At 48.5% G+C, this 16,972-nt stretch carries 13 protein-coding genes; 3 read left to right on the forward strand and 10 right to left on the reverse strand.

The features are described from left to right. Nucleotides 1-3 precede the first annotated feature (3 nt). Nucleotides 4-378, forward strand: coding sequence for a DUF779 domain-containing protein (locus tag BLQ44_RS07720; protein WP_093193322.1), 375 nt, complete (start codon nt 4-6; stop codon nt 376-378). A 52-nt stretch (nt 379-430) separates the two neighbouring features. Here the strand turns inward: BLQ44_RS07720 and pabB are convergent, their stop codons facing one another. Both pabB and BLQ44_RS07730 read right to left on the reverse strand, forming a co-directional pair. Continuing rightward, the gene (gene pabB / locus BLQ44_RS07725; protein WP_245688129.1) at nt 431-2,116 is read right to left on the reverse strand and encodes an aminodeoxychorismate synthase component I; all 1,686 of its coding nucleotides are present in this window, start codon (nt 2,114-2,116) and stop codon (nt 431-433) included. Next, on the reverse strand, nt 2,094-2,723 hold the full coding sequence (locus BLQ44_RS07730) for an anthranilate synthase component II (protein WP_322787521.1): 630 nt from the start codon (nt 2,721-2,723) through the stop codon (nt 2,094-2,096). The genes pabB and BLQ44_RS07730 overlap by 23 nt, the downstream gene beginning before the upstream one ends. Nucleotides 2,724-3,045: 322 nt before the next feature. On the opposite strand from BLQ44_RS07730, the gene BLQ44_RS07735 reads away from it, so the two are divergent. Together BLQ44_RS07735 and BLQ44_RS07740 are read left to right on the forward strand one after the other, a co-directional pair. Continuing rightward, nucleotides 3,046-4,380, forward strand: coding sequence for a sensor histidine kinase (locus BLQ44_RS07735; RefSeq protein WP_093193325.1), 1,335 nt, complete (start codon nt 3,046-3,048; stop codon nt 4,378-4,380). Further along, a complete protein-coding gene (locus BLQ44_RS07740) occupies nt 4,361-4,981 on the forward strand; it encodes a response regulator (protein WP_093193326.1) in 621 nt (206 codons plus the stop codon). The genes BLQ44_RS07735 and BLQ44_RS07740 overlap by 20 nt, the downstream gene beginning before the upstream one ends. 41 nt (nt 4,982-5,022) lie before the next feature. Here BLQ44_RS07740 and BLQ44_RS07745 read toward each other — a convergent pair whose 3' ends face one another. The 8 genes from BLQ44_RS07745 to BLQ44_RS07780 form a co-directional block, all read right to left on the reverse strand. Beyond that, nucleotides 5,023-6,117, reverse strand: coding sequence for a DUF1648 domain-containing protein (locus BLQ44_RS07745; RefSeq protein ID WP_093193327.1), 1,095 nt, complete (start codon nt 6,115-6,117; stop codon nt 5,023-5,025). Then, complete coding sequence (locus BLQ44_RS07750; protein WP_093193328.1) at nt 6,098-6,508, reverse strand: GntR family transcriptional regulator; 411 nt, start codon at nt 6,506-6,508, stop codon at nt 6,098-6,100. The genes BLQ44_RS07745 and BLQ44_RS07750 overlap by 20 nt, the downstream gene beginning before the upstream one ends. A gap of 98 nt (nt 6,509-6,606) precedes the next feature. Next, nucleotides 6,607-8,004: an amidase gene (locus tag BLQ44_RS07755; protein WP_093193329.1), complete on the reverse strand. Its 1,398-nt coding sequence runs from the start codon at nt 8,002-8,004 to the stop codon at nt 6,607-6,609. A 72-nt stretch (nt 8,005-8,076) separates the two neighbouring features. After that, complete coding sequence (locus BLQ44_RS07760; RefSeq protein WP_176757469.1) at nt 8,077-8,835, reverse strand: CAP domain-containing protein; 759 nt, start codon at nt 8,833-8,835, stop codon at nt 8,077-8,079. Between the two features lie 218 nt (nt 8,836-9,053). Then, nucleotides 9,054-11,576: a bifunctional 2',3'-cyclic-nucleotide 2'-phosphodiesterase/3'-nucleotidase gene (locus BLQ44_RS07765; RefSeq protein ID WP_245688130.1), complete on the reverse strand. Its 2,523-nt coding sequence runs from the start codon at nt 11,574-11,576 to the stop codon at nt 9,054-9,056. A 145-nt stretch (nt 11,577-11,721) separates the two neighbouring features. Further along, nucleotides 11,722-12,669, reverse strand: a complete 948-nt coding sequence (gene argF, locus BLQ44_RS07770; RefSeq protein ID WP_093193330.1) for an ornithine carbamoyltransferase — start codon at nt 12,667-12,669, stop codon at nt 11,722-11,724. Further along, nucleotides 12,666-15,650 carry a carbamoyl phosphate synthase large subunit gene (locus tag BLQ44_RS07775; protein WP_093193331.1) on the reverse strand — a complete coding sequence of 995 codons (2,985 nt, stop codon included), beginning with the start codon at nt 15,648-15,650 and terminating at the stop codon, nt 12,666-12,668. The genes argF and BLQ44_RS07775 overlap by 4 nt, the downstream gene beginning before the upstream one ends. Next, the gene (locus BLQ44_RS07780) at nt 15,643-16,704 is read right to left on the reverse strand and encodes a carbamoyl phosphate synthase small subunit (protein ID WP_093193332.1); all 1,062 of its coding nucleotides are present in this window, start codon (nt 16,702-16,704) and stop codon (nt 15,643-15,645) included. Before BLQ44_RS07780 ends, BLQ44_RS07775 begins: the two co-directional genes overlap by 8 nt. Between the last annotated feature and the right edge of the window lie 268 nt (nt 16,705-16,972).

Here is a 16,972-nt window from a genome sequence, read left to right on the forward strand (position 1 = left end):
ACTATGGTTGAACGAGTTACAGCGACAGACGATGCGTTGGAGCTGATCGAAACGCTCAAGGAGAAACACGGAGACCTCATGTTCCATCAATCAGGCGGCTGCTGTGACGGAAGCTCTCCGATGTGCTACCCGGAAGGTGACCTGATCGTAGGAGCCCAGGACGTAAAAATCGGTGAAATCGCAGGTGTTCCATTTTACATTCACAAGAAACAATTCGAATACTGGAAGCACACCCAGTTGATCATCGATGTCGTAGAAGGACGCGGGGGCATGTTCTCTCTTGAAGGCGTGGAAGGCAAACGCTTCCTCACTCGTTCCCGTGCGTTCACCAAAGAAGAAAACGATGAGTTAAACGGAAAAGCGGAAAAGAACGTTTAGAAACGAAAAGGTAGAAGGTTTCCCTGAATAATCGGAGAACCCTCTACCTTTTTCATTCTTCCATTTCTACCTTCATCCACCCGCGGAGACCATTCACCATCCACACCTCTTCAAAATCCGAAAGCTCCTCTACAAATAAGACCTCTGCCTGAATTTCACCTTGTTCAAGCAGCTCTTCACGCTTGGTCCCAGCCAGCAACCCGCTCTCGATGGGGGGAGTCACATACTTTCCGTTCTTTTTCACAACAAGATTCGCGAAAGTGAACTCCGTAAGCTCTTCTCTTTCATTCCAAAGAAGAACTGTATCTGCTCCCTTTTTCGGGTGAATGTTATAAATCTCGCGATGAGTCGTTTTGTGATAATAAAACGGATTCTCGGCATTGATCGGCGTTTCAGCAAGCACCGCTCTGTATTTCTTATCTTCATCCTTATGTTCGTACGTCTCCACCTGAACTTCCCCCTCTTCTGACAGAAGGAGGCGGACCCTGCCTATAGACCAATCGTCTTTGACATTCTTAAGCCTTTCACGAATCAGTTGCTCATCAAAAGGATAAGAAAAGTAAGCAGCGCTGCTTTTCAACCGATTCAAATGACGCTCCAGAAGCGGAAATTCTCGATTTGCTAAACGCATCGTTTCCAAAAGATCGAACTCCGGGAATTCAGCATCCAAAAGTTTCGCTTTCGTCTTCATCTCTTCGTATTCGGAAGAGGTTTGCGAGTCCCACGTAATTCCTCCGCCTGAACCGTAAATGGCTTCCCCTTCTTCAATCATCACCGTACGGATCGGAACGTTGAATATCATATCTTTTTTTGGGGTAATATAACCGATCGCTCCGCAATACACATCTCTCGGGGTCTCCTCCAGTTCGCTGATATACTCCATCGTTTTCACTTTCGGCGCCCCGGTAATAGAACCACAGGGAAATAGGGCTTCGAACAATTCCCAAACGGTACTATTCTCTCTGATTTCCCCTTCCACCGTGGACGTCATCTGATGAACGGTCGGGTACGTTTCTATGGAAAATAATCGCGGTACCCTCACCTTCCCGGCGATGCGCCCGATGTCGTTCCTAAGTAAATCAACGATCATGACGTTTTCGGCCTGCTCTTTCTCTGAAGCAGCGAGCCGCTCTTTTTTCCTGATGTCTTCAGCGAATGTCTTCCCTCTTGCCGCCGTACCTTTCATAGGTCTGGTCGTGATCGTCCCCTTTTCTTTCTTGAAAAAGAGTTCCGGAGAAGCTGAGAGAATCGTTCGTGTCCCCGTTTCCAGATACGCGCTGTAACGCCCCTGTTGACGACGGGCCAATTTTTCAAAAAATGTGTAGGAATCCCCTTTGAAAGCAGCCTTCCATCTGGCGGTGTAATTAACCTGATAGGTGTCCCCATTTTCGATGGCGTTCTTGATATCGGAAATACCCTGCTGATAGGATTCGAAGTCGGCGTCGAGCTGCCATTCTGAAATTTCATAAGTGCCGCGGGGCTCTTCTTCTTCATTCACGGGCGCCTCAAATACTCCGAACCATAATAAAGGACCTTCTGTCTCGCGTACTTGAAGAGCCGGATCGAAAGCAGGTGCCGCTTCGTAAGCGACATATCCCGCTATGTAACAGCCTTTTCCGAGCCACTTTTCTATGTGGTGAAACGCCTGCTCCACTTCTTCCACATCATATACTTCTATCACTTCTACGGGAGTCGTGAACGTAACATTCTCTTCTTCAAATCGAAACTGCAACTTCACCCTTAGCTCCTCCTTTCCACTTAAGTGCCTGGTTGTAAGCTTCTTGCAGCAGAAGTTTCCCATGTTCTGTAAGAATCGCTTCCGGATGAAACTGTACAGCTTCTATCGGAAAAAGGATATGACGGATGCCCATGACGGTCCGATCTTCACTCAAAGCGGACACTTCGAACATAGAGGGAAGATACTTCTGAGGAGTGCATAAAGAGTGATAACGGGTGACAGAAAAAGTGGGAGGCAACTGGGAAAAAATCGTGCGCTGATCCGTCCTTATGGCAGAACGCTTCCCATGCATCGGCTGCTCCGCCTTCTCCACTCTTCCTCCGAACGCTTCGACAATCACCTGTTGCCCAAGACAAACCCCGAACAAAGGAATCTTGCCGGCAAACGTTTCGACGATTTCCGTACTGATCCCTGCTGTACCAGGTGTTCCCGGACCAGGAGAAAGGACAACAAGAGAAGGAGACATATCAGCTATCTCATCAATAGTCACAGCATCATTTCGGATCACTCTCACGTCCTCCTCCACCTCACAAAATGTCTGATATAAGTTGTAAGTAAAAGAATCATAGTTATCAATAATCAATATCATATGGCAACCCCTGTTCATCGAAGTTATAATTAAGAGAGAAAAGTGGCAGCCTCCCGCTTAGAAACCTTAGTCATAAGCAGAACTGTCAGACAAAGGTTCTCTTTCCTTTTTCTGATTTGTTCTGCTCACCTTTGCGCAAGAAGCAGTTATTCGACAATAAATCCAATTCGCTATTGCGAAAATGCATCATATCCAAAGATATAGCCCATTTTTTCATAAGACAAAGGCAAAATTATCGTATTAAAAATCATATGGTCGATTTTTGCCATAAGACTATAAAAAAGTGTCGCATAACCCCTCTGCGAGCTACCCAAAACGATACAGAAAGGAGGCTAACCTCATGAAAAAAAGATTCTGGATCCCCATCCTGCTGATCATCATCGGCATCCTGCTTCCTCTATGGTTCGACCTGGAACAAGTAGGGCTCAGAACTATGATAACCAGACTTGAAAACGATCCAGATGGGAACTCTTTAATGCTCACGGCTCTTCTGCTCGTTTTTCTGAACACGTTAAGAGCATTGCCTCACTATCTCGGTGCCTTATTGCTGGGCGATGCCCTCGGGAGAAAGTATGACCGGCCCGGGCTGAAGATCGCAGTTCCATTGATCGTCATTCCGCTGGTTTATTTCCTCATCAACAGCTATTATTCCATGAATTATCATTTCGGTGGACCGGCGATTCTGCTATTATTATCTATACTATTTCTTCAGCTGTTCGGAAGGCAAAACATGCGGCCTCTGTTCATGTCATTCGTCTTCTCCCAGCTATTATTCGGCTATCAGTGGCTAGATATCGTGCCGGCCCTTACCGCCTACGGCTTCGGAGGAGGAGAAGTCTCCTCGCTCGTCAAAGATACAGCGGTGTCAATCGGTTTCGATCAGACCCTGTCCCTATACAGCCTTCTATTTTCCGCTGTCTTCATTGTACACGCCCTCGTATTCGCCGTCTATTTGACGGTCGTCGAGCAGAAGTGGAAAATACGGAAAGACCTCGAATCCGCCCGGCTTGAAATGGTGGAAGCACGCAGCGGACGGGAAGTGTTACACCTCGTCCATGACCTGAAGACGCCATTATCGCTGATGGAAGGTCTGAATTCTTTGATCCAGATGAAATCTTCGGATCCCGACATCCAGACCTATACCGGAAAAATTTCCGACTCGATCCGTGCTACGAGCGATATGGTCTCGGAAATTTTATACGATGAGAAGAAGAACTGGTGCTCGCTGCATACGCTGGTCGAATACGTGCGGCAGAACAAACTCTCTGAGTCGTCCACCATCTATCAATTCGATCTTCAGGCCCCGAGTGACATGGAAATCTATATAAATAAAATCCGCATGACCCGTGCTATCGTCAATTTGATCGATAACGCCGGCGATGCGGTAGAAGGCCAGAAAGATGCCCAGGTTCTTATACGCACCGAAGTCGATCCATCCGGCATCTGGATCGGTATAGAAGACAATGGCCCCGGCATCAGCAACAGAGATATCCAAAAAATCTGGAACGCCGGCTTCAGTACGAAGAATCACCCTGGGGTCGGTCTATCATTCGTCAAAAATGTCATTGAAGAGCACGGAGCCGTGCTGGACATCGAAAGTGAGCCGGGAATCGGCACGACATTCTGGATACATTTCCCTAAGGAGAGAACGCGCTATGAAAATACTGATCATTGATAACGACGAATCCTTGCGTTACATGCTGACGGAATTCTGTAACCATGCCGGTTGGGATTCCGATACAGCCATCAACGGACGGGAAGGAGTCGAAAAATTCCACGCTGAAGACTTCGACGTCATTCTCGTAGATTATCACATGCCCGAAATGGATGGACTACAGACGGTCAAAGAAATGAGAAAACACAATCAACAGGTTCCGATCCTTGTGCTGACCGTAGACGAACGCCAGGAAATCGCCGACCGCTTTTTGGAAGAAGGAGCTACCGATTTCGCGTTGAAGCCCGTCAAAGCTCCCGATCTTATCTCGAGAATCCAACTGCATGCCCAACTCGCCAACATGCGGTCCGCTCAGGAAGAAAGCGAAGAAGTCTATACAGCGAAAGGTATCAGTAAGAACACCCTCGATATTATCGCTGATCACTTAAAGAACCAGTCAGACCCTTCCTCGGTGGATGTCATCTCCAAGGATATCGGCCTTGCCTACCCTACCGTCTATCGTTACCTGATGCACTTGCTCGAAGAGGGACAAGTGAAACAGGTGATCAGTCACCAGAAAATCGGACGCCCGAAAAAACTTTATAAATGGTATACGAAATAACCGACCGGGGGTCCCGGCCGGTTATTTTTATTTCGATATTTTTATCCAAAGACGACTGGAAGAAGAACTGCGATACCTATGATACCCAGCAGGAACACCCAGGCAAGCGGTCTTGCGAAGTTCACAGTCCAACCGACTCCGAACCGTTTCTCTAAGAAAATGGAAGGATCGTTCGGATTGAAATAGATCTGCCCGAGTTTCCAGTAGCGATCATCGTCTCTATCTACAACTTCCGCATCCTTACCTGCGACGGTGGAAACTCTGCTTCCTCCCTGTCCCGTTGTCGCACTCAGGATGATCGCCCCAATGACAATCCCGATCGCTGCGGCCATCGGAATGATCATCATCAGCATCGGTGGCAGCTCATACACGAACGAAATAGGAGGAACGATGAAGATAAGCGTTAAAAGGATCGAGGATAGGATGGTGAACAAAGACCAGCGGCGACGGAAAATGACCTGCTGCTGAACGGATTTCTCCGGGTTCTCAGCGCTGGTCTGTTGTTTCGCGCGTCCGATGACTGTATTCACAAAGAAGAATATCCCGGTCAGATACAGTTGCACCATCGGCAGCATCAGAGCAGAACGGTACGATTTCTCAGCCACATTGGTCACTTCGCCGTTCAATCCATACTGCATCGGAAGTTCCTCCGGCATTTGCGGATACATACGGATGGTAAACAGGATAGTGAATATGGCGATAAGGAAAGGAATGATGAACCACCATGAAGAATAGGTCAGTTTCTGTTCCCTGAAAGACAGATCCGTCGTTACTCTCTGCCGCTCTTTCATCCACTGTTCTTTCTCTTTCAGAACTTTCATCCTTCGATGAATCAAGTAATAAAGAACGAAGGATACAGCAATGTAAATAAAAAGCAGCAAAGAAAAGAGTATACCCCAAGCATCGTCGGTCACTTCTACCATACTCATAAGCAGAAAGGTGACCGCAAAATGGACGGCACTTACCATCGTCATCCAGAATGCATAGGTTTTTCTCATGCTTTTCAATCGCTCATCGTTATACACACGTTCCGGAATCGACACTCCGAAGCTTTCTGTTTTCCTCGTCCAATATGGTATGAAAATCACCGAAACGTAAACCGGCAGCAAAATCAAACTAATGATCACCATTTCCATTCGTTTCCCCTCCTTTTCCGAAAGAACGATAAGTGTCCCTGATCATTTCAATCAGCTCCGCTTCCGATACGCCTCGACAAATCGCTTCAGCGACAATAGGTCTCGTTCCATGACGCAACTCTTCCCAATATCCCGCATCCGCTTTGGTAATTCCCTCCGGAGCAATAACAACGCCACGTTGACGGTGGATGTTCAGAAACCCTTCTTTTTCAAGTTGCTTGTACCCCTTATTCACCGTATGCAAGTTGATCCCCAGGTCAGAAGCCATAGCCCGTACGGAAGGGAGACGTTCCCCTGCTTTCAGCTTTCCGCCTGCAATTCCTTCAACGATTTGGTTGCGCACCTGAGTGTAGATCGGATCCTTCGACTCCAAATCTATATGGACAATCATCCTTTCACCTCCATATTCTTTTGTTATACTTATAATATAACAGTTATACTAAAAAAACAAGAAAAAAGATATATCGCTTTTAAAGCGATATACCTCTTTTACTCTCTTATTTCTTTATACTTTCCGCTCCAGGGATAAGCATCTTCCAGTTGGCGGGCCAATTGGAACAGCACATCATCTCTACCGTGCCTTGCAGAAAAATGGGAGCCTATCGGGAGGTTTTCTTTCGTCCAGTATAGCGGGACACTCATCGCCGGCTGTCCCGTCATATTAGCGATAGGAGCAACATAGGCGTACACTTCAGAAACCGCCAATATTTCATCAATCGTCTTCTCTTCACCGTTATAGCAACCAAGAGGAAGAGCCTTTGTATGATTGACCGGATTCAGGAGAACATCGTACGTTTTGAAAAAGCGGTCGATCTTCTCAGTTTCCTGAAACACCTTCTCCCGGGCACGTTCATAGTCGAGCGCACTGTAACCTGCCGCTTTCTGACGTAATGTCGAAAGCATCCTCTCTATATGAGGAGCTTCTGCAGTCCGATTATTAGCCGCTGCCGCTTTCTCTACGCTAAGCGCCCCACCAATCACCCATAAATATAAGTAAGCCTCCATCATCCCGTCGTGATCGAAGTCCGGATATACCTCTTCGACCTCATGACCGAGAGCCTCGCATTTTCTGGCGGTCTCCCGGATCACTCCCTGAACATCCTCTTCAATGGAGATAGCCCCCGGGATATACGGAGCATAAGCGATTTTTAAACGACCAGGTGATTCATTCGAAGCTTCGAGAAACGATTGTTCCTTCGGAGGCATGCTGTATCCGGTGCCCGGTACAGGTCCTTCGATTGCGTCGAGCAAAGCCGCGCTGTCGCGTACCGAAGTCGTGATGGCATGCTGAACCGACAGACTGTTCAAATACATCGTAAGTGGGGAACGCCCCCGGGTCGGCTTGAATCCGAACGTTCCAGTATTTGAAGCAGGGATTCGGATGGATCCACCACCATCACTCCCGTGGGCAAAAGGAGCCATACCGGTCGCTACAGCTACCGCTGCTCCTCCACTGGATCCCCCCGGTGACCTTTCCGGATCCCATGGGTTGATCGTTTCTCCGAGAAACTGCGATTCGGTCGCAGGCGTAAAGCCGAACTCAGGTGTGTTCGTTTTTCCCGTTATGTGGAGCCCTGCCTTTTTATAGCGGCGGACCAACTCATCATCTGCCGGCGCAATGAACCCGTCCATCACTTTCGATCCGTAAGTCAATGGAGCCCCCTTAACGGCATTCAAGTCCTTGATCAGAAAAGGCAGCCCTTTGAAGAAACCGGATGCGTCGTACTCCGCTTTTTCCACATCATGAACGATGGCGTTCAGAGAAGGATTCCTCTGTTCTGTAATCGTCCTATAATGAGCTGTCACTTCTTCTTTCGACAAAGCCCCGTTCTCTATCATTTTCAACTGACCCAATCCATCCATATCCATCAATTCTTTTATGTACATAGGCACTCTCCTTCGTCAAAAAAGAACACTACTGGGATGTAGTGTTCCTTTTCATCGCTTCTTCTAACCTTTTCATTGCTTTGGCGTATAAAACATTTGCGTCCAGTAGGTCACATATTCCCCGTCACTATCCAGATATCCGACTCCGATTTCATCATAAGCATCATTAAGGATATTCTCACGGTGACCTTCGCTATTCATCCAGGCCGCGACGACCTCTTCCGGACTAACCTGACCGGCAGCGATATTCTCGCCTGCCGCTGCATAATCGAATCCGAACTCGTTCATCATAGTGAACGGAGAGCCATACGTCGGAGACTGATGATCGAAGTATTGATTTTCATGCATGTCCCTCGATTTTTCTTTCGCCACTTTACTCAGTTCTTCATTCAACTCGAGAGGATCAAGACCATGCTGTTTCCGTTCTTCATTCGTCAGATCCACGACTTCACGCTCAAATTCAGACACCTCATAATCGGCTTTGAACGTCTGCACTACCCCTGTTTTGATCGTTTCACCGGTTTCCGACTGAAGCTCCGGTGAAATGAACAGCTCATACGTTTGCCCGTCTTCGTAAAAAACTTCCGGCTCCAGGCGAACAGAATTGCCGTTCACTGTCCTTTCCAAAGGATGAAACGTACCATCCGGTTCTCTGATTCCGATATAGTTGTTATTTTCCAGCATTTCCTCATCCATCGTCTGGTTGAATTCAATCGTCCAGGGCTTCTCAATCGAGACTTCTTTCTCCGGCCATGTTTCCGATACCGTCTGTGCGGGGTTGGTAAGACCCAGCAACAACAAAAATAATCCGCCTGTCCAATACTTCTGCATCCCGACCACCCTCCTGCTTTTACATTCAGAATCCCATAATTAGAGTTTTCAGACAAGAGGCTAATTTCCTACAAAATCCATCAGTTTTCGTTTTCCGTTACAATTATAGCATCAAAAAAGATGCAGAAACAAAGGGATCGAGGAATATTTTCGGTGAAAATGGATTTTTTCCTACCTAAAAGGCCCGGAGAAACTCCGGACCTTCTTCAGGTCAAAAATCATTGCATAATCTGGTAAATGACTTTCGCTGCTTCTTCACGATTCGCAGCATCTTTCGGACGGAAGATATTGTTCTCCTGACCTTCCATGATTCCAAGTTCATGTGCTGCATTGATATAAGGATCGAATTCTTTGCGAATATGTCCTTCATCTTCGAAAATGTGATCTTCTTCTGCTTCATAGTCTACGTCGTGATACAGATTATAAGCGCGCATCAGCATCGTCGCCATCTGTTCCCTCGTGATATTTTCATCCGGGCGGAACGTCGTTTCTGTATACCCGTTCGTGATTCCGGCTTCATGTACTGCGGTCACTTCATCACCGAATCTGTCATTCACATCCGTAAACGGAAGCTCCCCTTCTGCTTCAAGATCCAATGCGCGCGAAATGAACGCTGCGAACTGGGCACGAGTCACTTCTGTATCGGGACGGAATTCCGATTTGCTGTACCCCTTAATCACACCAAGATCTGTCAGTGGATAGATGTAGGGAGCGAAGTGATGATCCTCCGGTACGTCTTCAAACATCGAACCAGTCTGTTCTTCCTCAGGCAGGTTGAACTCATATGTCGCAAATCCGTCGTCCTTCGTTTCTTGATAGGTAATCGAATCGATGTCTTCGGAGTACTTCTGTCCGCCAGGAGCGGAAGTGAACGTTAAGGTCGGGTCTCCTTCGATCGGAGCGAAGGACCAGTTCTCATCAGCTTTCGGGTTGATGCTTTCGTTACCCTGGATATAGTTGACGAGCACCTGTCTGTTCTCATCCGGGGACTCGATGACAACATTATCCCCATCAGGATTGGCGAATTTCATGTTTGCCCGGTAGTTGTTCGTCGCGACGAGAAACTCCTGGTCCGGATCAATCGCCTCTCCCTGATACTGTACATTTTCAATGCGGTGACTATCGTTGATCTGTTCTCCGTCATTGTTGTAACGGGCAGGTTCCGTTACGTCAATCTCATAGGTGATACCATCGATCACGTCAAAATTGTAACTCGGGAATCCTGGCTCCGTACTCGTATTTTCTTTCACGAGCTGTTGCGGTCCTTCTTCCTCAGGATCGATCTGATTGAACTGACCGGCACTCCACTCCAGCCACTCGATGACCTGAGCTCCGTTGATTTTCACGGCACGTACCGTGTTCGGATATTTATACAAGGAGGTCGTATCTTTGATAGCAAGATCTCCTGCTTCGATATCCGTAAAGTCACTGACTCCGTCACGACCGGCTTTGAATGGTGCGGCCGCTGAAAGGACAGGCAGTCCGTCATATTCCGTTCCCTGAATATATTTCTCCACGTATTGTTTCTGTGCATCATTTACAATCTGTACGGTCGGATCGTCGAGCACTTGAGAGAAATAACTGTATAGCGGTACTTCCGTTTCACCGACCGGTGTAGCAACATAGTCCTGAGTCGCTTCATGGTCCTCTTCTACAGCATCCTCCACACCTTCGTGGTTATCTACCAGCGATTCGCCGTTCTCGGAGTCATAGATGGCACGGACTTCAGACTGTTGATCCGCAACCGTCCACTCCCCGTTCTGATATTCAAGAGACAAGTCTACAACCCCGAGGTGCGAGCCCCAGAATCCGGCCTGTGCGACAGCAACGCCGTTGATCGTACCTTTTTCAAGGTCGACACCTGCCATCCCATCGAGCCCTGCATAATCTTCACTCGGAAACGCCTGATGGGAGTGTCCGAATAGTAAAGCATCAAACCCGTCCACCGTCGTCAGTTGATACGTCTGGTTCTCTGCTCCCTTGATATAATCCTCTGTATTACCGAGTCCGGAGTGCGGGACACCGACAATCACGTCAGCTCCGGCTTCTTTCATTTCCGGAATGAACTTTTCTGCCGTTTCTTTCAGGTCACGTGTTTCGACCTTGCCTTGAAGCTTGTCCTTATCCCACTGCATAATCTGTGGCGGAGTGAACCCGATGACCCCTACCTGGATCGTATGAGTGTCCCCGTCTTCATCCGTCACTTCCTTATCAAGGATGACATAAGGGTCGAAATAGTTTTCATTGTTGGTCGGATCGTCATCATCATCCGCTTTATAAACGTTCGCATTGACATAAGGGAAGTCCGATCCGTCTGTCGCCTGACTTAAGTATTCGAGACCATAGTTGAATTCATGGTTTCCGTAGTTCCCGGCATCGTAATCCAATAGATTCATAGCTTTATACACCGGGTGTATGTTTCCTTCTTCGTCGAGGACCTTTTTGTTATGCACATAGTCCGCAAGAGGATTCCCCTGAATAAGGTCCCCGTTATCAATAAGAACGTTGTTCGGGGCTTCCCCTTCCGCTTCTTCAATCAGACTAGCCACTTTCACCAGTCCCACGGTATCGTCACTGGTTCCACTGAAATAATCGAAGTTCATCACGTTGCTGTGGATATCCGTCGTTTCCATCAGCCTGAGATTCACTTCGTCCCCGTTTTCCTGAGCCGAGAGTCCGGCAGTAGGGAGCACCATTCCAAGAACAAGAGCTCCTGCACTTAACCACCCAATTTTTTTCAAATGATTCCCCTCCTATATGAATGCGTTTTCAAAATACACGTCCATTATAACAAATGGAAGTGTAATAATTCACATACTAAGTGATTAACAATATTTATAAAAAAACAAAACCACCCCTGTCGCTGAGAGGTGGTCTTCTATGAAGCTATAACAATGCTTCCATAATCGCTTTTTGAACGTGCAAGCGGTTCTCTGCCTGATCGAATACGACCGATTGAGAGCCGTCGATCACTTCCGCTGTAATCTCTTCTCCGCGGTGAGCCGGCAGACAATGCAGCACACTGACGTCCGCCTTCGCGAGTCCCACCAATTCCTGATTGACCTGATAAGGGGCAAGAGCTTTCTTTCTCTCCGTTTCTTCCTCTTCCTGACCCATGCTGGTCCATACATCGGTGTAAAGGACATCCGCTCCATCCACAGCCGTCTTGATATCACTCGTCACCGTAAGGCTTCCGCCATTTTCAGCCGCGAGCCGCCCGGCATCATTGGTGACGAAATCAAGAGGCTCATACCCTTCCGGTGATGCGATGACAACTTCAAGACCGAGAATCGCACCGATGATCATCAGAGAATGGGCTACATTATTCCCATCGCCCGCGTATACAAGTTTGACGCCGGCCAGTTTGCCTTTTTGTTCATAAATCGTCATCATGTCAGCGAGCGCCTGACACGGGTGGTAGATGTCACACAACCCGTTGATGATCGGAACGGTTCCGTTTGCGGCAAGTTCCTCGAGCTTCTTATGCGAATCGGTCCGGATCATGATGCCGTCTACGTACCTCGATAGCACCTGGGCGGTATCCGCGATCGTTTCTCCACGCCCGAGTTGCATATCCCGGCTGTTCAAATTGATGGCCTTTCCGCCAAGTTGTGTCATACCGACCTCGAAGGACACGCGCGTCCGCGTCGAAGACTTCTCGAAAATCATCGCTAACGTTTTCTGCGCCAGCGCTTCGGATAGAGGCTGCTGTTTCATTTCCACCGCCCGCTCCAATAGGTGTATGATTTCGGCTTTCTGATAATCCTTCCACGTCAGTAAATGCCGTCCCTGGAAAGACACGCTTACCTGTTTGGGCTCTGTTTCTACACTCATATCATCACCTCGTTCCCTTTCGGTTGTACAAGAGCTATACGTTCTTTATTACGATATCCGATGCTTTCTTTGTATGCCTGGTACGTCGCTTCATTACTGAAGATCGTAATGCCGGCTTTCAGCGCTTCGACCCGTTTCTGTTTCGCTTCTGCTGTGTCCTCTTCATTGTGATAGACAGCCGCTTCCTTAGAAGAGAGCCACTTGGCGAAATCATCATCTTTTCCTTCATGGAAGCAGGCCGCACTGTCAGGATGTGGAAGGTGTTCGAACACTTTTGCAAGTGCCTGTTCTGTCGTTTTCCCGAGATACATCCCTTCTCCGGTGGACATCATGTTCGCACCGAGCTTGTGATCGAGTTCCGCAAGCGCATGTGAGGAGAACACAGGAAACTTCACTGCTGTGTATGGGATATCAGGCTTAACGGACGGCAATTCACTCGTTTCATCGACCATCGCCCGGACCGCCCAGTCAATCAGCGGTACAGCAGCTGTTTTGCTGACGATTGGAACAGTCCGACTTGAACGTGGGTTCACTTCGAGCACATACACATCGTCTCCGTTCACGAGGAACTGGATATTCATGATTCCTTTATAATTCACGTGCGTCGCGATCTGTTCCGCATACGTTTCCACTTTTTCCTGGACGTCCGGCTTCACCTGCGCAGGAAATACAGCCATACTGTCTCCGGAATGGACACCTGCTGCTTCAATGTGCGCCATGAGTCCCGGGATGAATACGTCTTTCCCATTACTGACAAGTTCGACTTCCACTTCGTTTCCTGTAATGAACTGATCCATCACGAGCGGATAGTGCTTCGCTTCGGTTTCTTCAAGGGCCGCTTCGAGCTCATCTTTGGAGTGAATTACGACCATTCCCTGACCTCCGATTACGTAGGAAGGGCGGCACAGTAGCGGGTACTGATAAGAATCTGCAGCCTGGCGCGCTTCATCAGCGGAGTGACACATTTCCCCCGGCACGTGAGGAACATCGATCTCCTGCAGCAAATCGTAGAATGCTTCACGGTCCTCCAGGCTCGCAATCACTTTTGCGGGGACTCCCGCCACTTTATAGCCATGATTCTCGATTTCTTCTGTGACGTTGAGTGCCGTCTGTCCGCCGAAAGCTGTGAATACGATATCCACCTGTTCAAAAGCGGCGACGTCCAGAATGTTCTCGAGTTTGAGCGGTTCGAAATACAGACGATCCGCCGTTTCGTAATCCGTACTCACCGTTTCCGGATTATTGTTTATCATAATCGTGGTGTAGCCCTGACTTTGCAGACTCTCGATTGCCTTCACCGCACTGTAATCGAACTCCACACCCTGACCGATACGGATGGGGCCGGCACCGATGATCAGTGCTTTTCTCTCCGCTTCGAGAGGTTTGATTTCTGTATTACCGGCGTAGGTGCTGTAGACATAGTTCGTCTCAGCTTCGAATTCTCCCGCACATGTATCGACGATTTTATAAGAAGGGGCTATTTCGTACTTGTTCCTGAACCCGATCCAATCTTTTTCCGGTGTACCGGTGATTTCAGCAAGTTTCGCATCTGAAACCCCATGCAGCTTCGCCTCCTTCACTGTAGCTGGCGACGTATCTTCAGAGAGCTTCTTCTCCCAGGAGAGCATGTTCTGGAATACATTCAGGAAAAACGGATCGAAGCCGGTCGCTCTGAATATTTCTTCTTGTGACGTTCCCTGACGCATCAGGTCGAGGACAGCGAAGAATCTTGCGTCCGTCGGCGCCTTGATGTGCTCCCAAGTCGTTTCTTCATCAAAAGTGGGGAGCGTCTGATCGAGAGAATCGATCGCTTTCATGAAAGCAGCTTCGAGTGTCCGCTCAATCGCCATGACCTCTCCGGTAGCTTTCATTTTCGTTCCGAGAGTACGATTCGCTCCTTTGAATTTATCAAACGGCCAGCGCGGGAATTTGACGACGACGTAATCGAGCGTCGGCTCGAAACTTGCGTACGTATAGCCGGTGAGCGGATTCATCAGTTCATCCAGGCGATACCCGAGAGCAAGCTTGGCCGCCATTTTCGCAATCGGATAGCCGGTCGCTTTCGATGCAAGCGCTGAAGAACGGCTGACCCGCGGATTCACTTCAATGATATAATACTGCTTACTCTTCGGATCGAGTGCGAACTGGACGTTACATCCCCCGATGACATTCAGGCTGTTCACGATCTCAAGGGCAGCCGTACGGAGCATCTGGTATTCGTTATCGGTCAGTGTCTGCGAAGGTGCCGTCACGATCGAATCACCGGTATGGACTCCGACAGGATCGACGTTCTCCATGTTACACACCGAGATACACGTCCCGTCTTTATCGCGCATCACTTCGTATTCGACTTCTTTGAAACCGGCGATGCTTTTCTCAAGGATGACCTGGGAAATCGGACTCGCTTTCAGTCCATCCTTCATCAGCGTCTCCAATTCCTCTTCGTCGTGTGCGATTCCGCCCCCACGTCCTCCGAGCGTATAAGCGGGTCGACTGATTACCGGAAATCCGGTATGGCTTGCGAAGGCTTTGGCATGTTCAAAGTCGGTGATGACCTCACTCTCCACCACCGGCTGGTCCGTTTCCTGCATCACTTGACGGAATTGTTCCCGGTCTTCCCCCTGCTGGATGGAATCGATGGAGGTTCCCAGCACCTTCACCCCGTACTTGTTCAACACGCCTGCTTCTTTCAATTCGACAGCAAGATTCAAAGCCGTCTGTCCGCCGAGTCCTGCAAGCAAGGCATCCGGTTTCTCCTGCTGGATGATCGTTTCGATGCTCTCTACTGTGAGAGGTTCACAATACACGCTATCTGCAATCTCCGGGTCCGTCATGATGGTCGCCGGATTATTGTTGATGAGAACCACTTCAAGACCTTCTTCTTTCAAGGCAAGGCAGCCTTGCGTGCCGGAATAGTCGAACTCTGCCGCCTGGCCGATGATGATAGGACCGGATCCGATCACTAGTACTTTTTCAGGCATATGTCGTAACTCCTTTCTTCTCCACCAATGCGAAAAATTCTTCGATCATCCACGCCGCATCTTGTGGCCCCGGGTTCGCTTCCGGATGGAATTGCGCACTGAAAATCGGCTTCGATTTATGCACAACACCTTCAACCGAGCCGTCGTTCACATGAATCATGCGCGCTTCGAGCGGCGTATCCGTAAGACTCTCCGAAGTCACTACGTAATTATGGTTCTGTGACGTGATGAATACGTAATTCGTCTTCTTATCTTTCACCGGATGGTTGGCACCGCGATGGCCGAATGGAAGCTTCTTCGTATCCGCTCCATATGCGAGTGAAATCACCTGATGGCCATAACAGATACCGAATGCCGGATACGTATCAAGAACTTCTTTTATTTGAGGCAGGTAACCGGTCACGTCTTTCGGGTCTCCTGGTCCGTTTGAAAGAACGATACCGTCCGGATGGATATCATAAATATCTGCAATATCGCGGAAAGGTAGAGTCGTAACTTTTGCCCCTCCGGCAAGCAGTTCATCCAGAATCGACTGCTTCCAGCCAAAGTCGATGAGAACAAGATGGGTATCCCCTTCTCCGTATACCTGTTTCTCTTTCTGACTGACTTCATACACTTGCCCCGCCGCTTCGACAGGAACAGGCGCGGTCTTCTCATTAGCGATACTCGCCCGGCACGTCCCTTTTGTACGGATCGCTTTGGTGAGCTCTCTCGTATCAACCTTCGTTAAGTAAGGAATATTCTGTTCTTCCATATAAGCAGCAAGCGACTGATCTGCGAGATAATGGTTGTCATCATCCGAGCACTGCCACATGATCGCACCCTTCACCTGAGGTTCTCCGCTTTCAGAACTCTCCCCCGAAACCCCGTAATTACCGATAAGCGGATATGTGAAAACAACGATCTGACCACGGTAGGAAGGGTCCGTCAGCACTTCCTGGTAACCGGTCATGCCTGTGTAAAACACGACTTCCCCTTCGATTGCTGACGTCCATTCCCCGGAAGCTTCCCCTTCGAAAAACTGTCCATCTTCGAGCTGAATAACACCTTTCATGTAACCACCTCATCTATTTGCATATTTATTATCTTTTATGAATATTTATGCTATTATCTAATCAAATTATGAAAATGTCAAGGGGATAGTGAAAACCGGTTTCTGGGTGCTGCAACTGGATCACGAAGCGAAAAGTAGTTTCACACCGCTAGAATCCCTGGCTATAAAAGCTCGTCTTCTGTTGGACGACGTTCAAAGTCTTGTTCCTGTGTTGAGTGTCCCGCAAATTCCTTCGCCACCCATCCACACGCCAGTTCCCATTCTGAAC

It is taken from the genome of Salimicrobium halophilum (assembly GCF_900100295.1).
GTDB classification, from domain to species: domain Bacteria; phylum Bacillota; class Bacilli; order Bacillales; family Halobacillaceae; genus Salimicrobium; species Salimicrobium halophilum.

Bases quoted from the DNA above. Each gene is read 5' to 3' on its own strand.
- BLQ44_RS07720 (WP_093193322.1), top strand. From the start codon at position 4: ATGGTTGAACGAGTTACAGCGACAGACGATGCGTTGGAGCTGATCGAA.
- BLQ44_RS07730 (WP_322787521.1), bottom strand. From the start codon at position 2,723: ATGAACAGGGGTTGCCATATGATATTGATTATTGATAACTATGATTCT.
- BLQ44_RS07735 (WP_093193325.1), top strand. From the start codon at position 3,046: ATGAAAAAAAGATTCTGGATCCCCATCCTGCTGATCATCATCGGCATC.
- BLQ44_RS07740 (WP_093193326.1), top strand. From the start codon at position 4,361: ATGAAAATACTGATCATTGATAACGACGAATCCTTGCGTTACATGCTG.
- BLQ44_RS07745 (WP_093193327.1), bottom strand. From the start codon at position 6,117: ATGGAAATGGTGATCATTAGTTTGATTTTGCTGCCGGTTTACGTTTCG.
- BLQ44_RS07750 (WP_093193328.1), bottom strand. From the start codon at position 6,508: ATGATTGTCCATATAGATTTGGAGTCGAAGGATCCGATCTACACTCAG.
- BLQ44_RS07755 (WP_093193329.1), bottom strand. From the start codon at position 8,004: ATGTACATAAAAGAATTGATGGATATGGATGGATTGGGTCAGTTGAAA.
- BLQ44_RS07760 (WP_176757469.1), bottom strand. From the start codon at position 8,835: ATGCAGAAGTATTGGACAGGCGGATTATTTTTGTTGTTGCTGGGTCTT.
- argF (WP_093193330.1), bottom strand. From the start codon at position 12,669: ATGAGTGTAGAAACAGAGCCCAAACAGGTAAGCGTGTCTTTCCAGGGA.
- BLQ44_RS07775 (WP_093193331.1), bottom strand. From the start codon at position 15,650: ATGCCTGAAAAAGTACTAGTGATCGGATCCGGTCCTATCATCATCGGC.
- BLQ44_RS07780 (WP_093193332.1), bottom strand. From the start codon at position 16,704: ATGAAAGGTGTTATTCAGCTCGAAGATGGACAGTTTTTCGAAGGGGAA.